The 3338-nt window shown below is 42.9% G+C and carries 4 protein-coding genes and 1 pseudogene; 2 read left to right on the top strand and 3 right to left on the bottom strand.

Translation table 11 applies throughout. The features are described 5' to 3' along the window. Positions 1 to 437, top strand: a pseudogene (locus ACM0OZ_RS48300) (AMIN domain-containing protein); the annotation flags it as partial. Positions 438 to 747: 310 nt separating this feature from the next. On the opposite strand, the gene ACM0OZ_RS48295 reads toward ACM0OZ_RS48300, so the two are convergent. Further along, complete coding sequence (locus ACM0OZ_RS48295) at positions 748 to 891, bottom strand: zinc ribbon domain-containing protein (protein WP_414590067.1); 144 nt, start codon at positions 889 to 891, stop codon at positions 748 to 750. 162 nt (positions 892 to 1053) lie between these two features. Then, on the bottom strand, positions 1054 to 1596 hold the full coding sequence (locus ACM0OZ_RS48290) for a DUF3172 domain-containing protein (protein WP_073629618.1): 543 nt from the start codon (positions 1594 to 1596) through the stop codon (positions 1054 to 1056). 396 nt (positions 1597 to 1992) lie between these two features. Between ACM0OZ_RS48290 and ACM0OZ_RS48285 the strand changes: the two genes are divergently transcribed. After that, positions 1993 to 2814, top strand: a complete 822-nt coding sequence (locus tag ACM0OZ_RS48285) for an ABC transporter permease (protein WP_414590066.1) — start codon at positions 1993 to 1995, stop codon at positions 2812 to 2814. 64 nt (positions 2815 to 2878) lie between these two features. On the opposite strand, the gene ACM0OZ_RS48280 is transcribed toward ACM0OZ_RS48285, so the two are convergent. Then, positions 2879 to 3338: DUF99 family protein (locus ACM0OZ_RS48280; protein WP_414590065.1), on the bottom strand; the 460-nt coding region annotated here is incomplete at its 5' end.

The following is a 3338-nucleotide window of genomic DNA, read 5'->3' as shown; positions in this document are numbered from 1 at the left end:
TGTACAATCCGCCTCAGCCACCAAGTAACTTACCATCTGCTGTGTACAATCCGCCACAGCCACCAGGTAACTTACCACCTGCTGTGTACAATTCGCCTCAGCCACCAGGTAACTTACCACCTGCTGTGTACAATCCGCCTCAAGCTAGCGATTTCAGCGTACCGCCACCATTAACAACCCTACCCCCGACTAACACTAACTTTCCACAAACACCATCTGTGCGAGTACCGCCTTTCACTCCTAATAATCCCTCTCAGTTCCCTAGTTCTATTGTTCCCCCACCTTCTTCTCCATATCAGCCCAGAAATCCTAACAACGGTATTCCTTCTGTGGGTACGCCAAATTTTCCAGTGCCAAACGCCCCCAGCTATCCACCGAGTTATCCAAATTCTAGAGTGATTGAGTTTGGTGATCCCTTTCCCAACGGTACTAGGTGAACTACCTACACTGACCTCTGGGTACAGTGTAGGCTTCCCAATTCATCGGGGATTGCCTCAGTCGTCATGGATTTTTTACGTCCTGACGACTTTGGTATTACATCCCCTCCAAGGGCAGTAGCGCTAGTTCCTAAAGCTAATAATCGCAAACCTTCATTTCTAACCCTCTTCTGTCACTCTCCGAAAACATTTGCCATTTCTGAATTCTAGAGCTTTTGTATAACAAGCGATTGCGCGATTCTTTTCTAATAACAAATACAAAATCAATTTTTTTCTAATAGTATAGCTTGTATTGATTGCCTCATAAGGCTTATAGCGATTGCCCTTCGGGCACTGCGCAGAGCGCAATCGCCCTCCAGGAAAGTGACAGAAGAGGGCTAATATTTATTGCAGCATTGATGTCTCTATCATGCTGTTTTTGACAGTGAGGGCAATCTACAAACCTTACATCCAATGCATCATAACCATTGCTAGTTGACCCACGCTTGTACTCAAAAACCCATACACCCTACCACACAACCTTTTTAGGCTGTTGAGTAGATTTGTATAGGTTTTTGGGAGCGGTAACTCTTCTTTCTTCCTTCTTCTGTCTTCCTTGTTCTGTCTTCGTTCTTTTCTAGAATTTCTCTGTTTCCAGTGTTGGAGCTGATGCTCCTGGAGTATTGATGAAGAAGTTTTTCGCATCATCGTTTTCGTAGGTGCAGCTAATATCGGGTTTGTCGCTGTTCAAGTCACCCGCATAGGCAAAGTGGTTCAGACGATTTTTGCATTCGCTTACCTGGTTTGATGTCACAAGCTTTCGTTGCTCTAAAATCGCCCAGTTACTCGAACGTAAAACACATCCCGGACGCATACTGGGCTGCCCGACGTAGACTTTAAAGGGGTTGAGAGTCACAAACAGTCTAGTGTCCATGACCATAGCGCTGGCTCCATACTGCACGCAAATCTCAGCATTTGGTGCTTTGGTATCAATGAATTCTCGGCTAGCTACGTTGTTTGGAGTAAAGGTAGCCGTGGAGCTAAAAGCAATACCAATCCCAATACCCAAAACAAACACCCCTCCCAAAATTGCTATGGTGGTGAAATTAAAGATAGGCGATTGCAAGATAGAGGGTTTAGGAGTAGTAGTAGCTGTTCTACCAGTGGATTTTCGTCTCATTTTCGTTTAATCAACTTTAGGTTTTGGACAGCAGGGAGTGGGTTCAACTGCTCCCCTTCTTTCAGTATGCCGATTCTTGAGTGTCATTGTCTGTAACTTTTTCTCTTATGTTCCTACCAATTGGCATTCATCAGCAAATCCGCTAGACATTTAGGCTTAACTTTAACCATTATTTATATCTACAATAATTGCCATGCATTTTTCGTCTATTGGTTAATTGAAAATTCAACTTTTAACCAAGTATTTAATCATGAGTTGTTAGAGTAAATAGTTACCATGTACAAATGGTACTAATAAATTGACTGTATGAGAGCTTTTTATTACCTTTGATACTGGTGTCGTCAAGAAATGTAAAATAAATTTTAAGAAAATATTAATACATACAGTACAAGTAAAGTGACATTTCAACGAGCCTTGGGCAAGAGTATAAAAATCTCACAATTTCAAACCCTCCTAGCCGATAGCCTCACAATTTTTTGGGGGGATTGGCTAGACTTACGTGTACGGATTGTACAAATCGCTTCGTCGGGATTAATATCTCCACTGATATACATTTTGGCTTTTGGTTTCGGTTTAGGTAGTTCCATCAAACCAGGGGCAGGAATTAGTGCTAATTATGATAACTATTTGGAATTCATTTTGCCGGGGATGGTAGCCCTGTCGTCAATGACAGTCAGCTTTGTTGGAACAACGTTTTCCATCTGCGGGGACAGACTATTTACCAAAAACTTCGACGAATTATTGCTCGTCCCCGTGCATCCCCTGGCGCTACATACAGGTAAAATGCTGGCGGGAGTGACGCGGGGATTGATGACTTCGCTGGGTGTGATTTTGGTAGCGCTACTCTTTACTGGGAATTGGAATTTTCTCAACCCGTTGTTTGTGTTGATACTGGTGCTTAGTTGTGCCGTTTTTGCCGGGTTAGGAGTCATTGTAGGTTTGACGGTGAAATCTCTTGAATCAGTCGGACTCTACAACAACTTCATCATTATCCCTATGTCATTCTTAGGAGCAACGTTTTTTGACCCGAGTACATTACCAACAGCCTTGAAATTCGTAGTTTACTTGTTACCCTTGACTTACGCCAGCATCGGATTGCGTGCAGCTGTTTATATGCCATTGTCTCAGTTTCCTTGGTATAGCGTGCCGATTTTACTGGTGATGGCGATCGCTCTTTCGCTTTGGGGTGCTTACGTTTTTTCGCACCAACAAGACTGAGAGATTTTCAATTTTGGATGATAGTGTGCTTTAGCATAACGCAGCACCATTAAAAAATAAGTCATTATGCCGAGCTGCTGCTTTCTCCTTTAATAACAGCTGCAGCAATCAAATGTGCTAAACGTAAAGCTTCTGGAAGTTTACCGCAGTCAGTTAAGCGTTGCAATACTGCTGCTATCACCTCTGGTTCTTCACCACACACTTGGAAGAAAAAAGGTGGATATTCATAAATCGTACCTGCAAGCTTTAACAGATCCTGCCGTTGTTGGAAAAATGGCAAGCGACTCATTGCTTCCTCTACAGCAATTAAATCAGGTAAACGCCGCATCAGGGCAACGCAGGGTAGTTGCAGTCTATAGGCTAATTCTGGAAGATGAACAAGGTTAAACCCGCCAAACCCAATTCCATCAAGTAATACTATATGTAGTTGCGGGAGAAACTTGCTACCAATAAGTAACTGGCAGATACTGTGTAGCGAGAAAACGGAATAAACCGGAATCTCTTTTTTCAAACTCTCCTCTGTA

It is taken from the genome of Scytonema sp. PCC 10023, from assembly GCF_963920835.1.
Classification (GTDB): Bacteria; Cyanobacteriota; Cyanobacteriia; order Cyanobacteriales; family Nostocaceae; genus Kalymmatonema.
Note: the sequence above shows the minus strand (reverse complement) of the source record. Positions and strands in the feature narration are given on the sequence as shown.

What these genes read in the sequence shown, in the direction of transcription:
- ACM0OZ_RS48290 (WP_073629618.1), bottom strand. Translation starts at nt 1,596, where the DNA reads ATGAGACGAAAATCCACTGGTAGAACAGCTACTACTACTCCTAAACCC.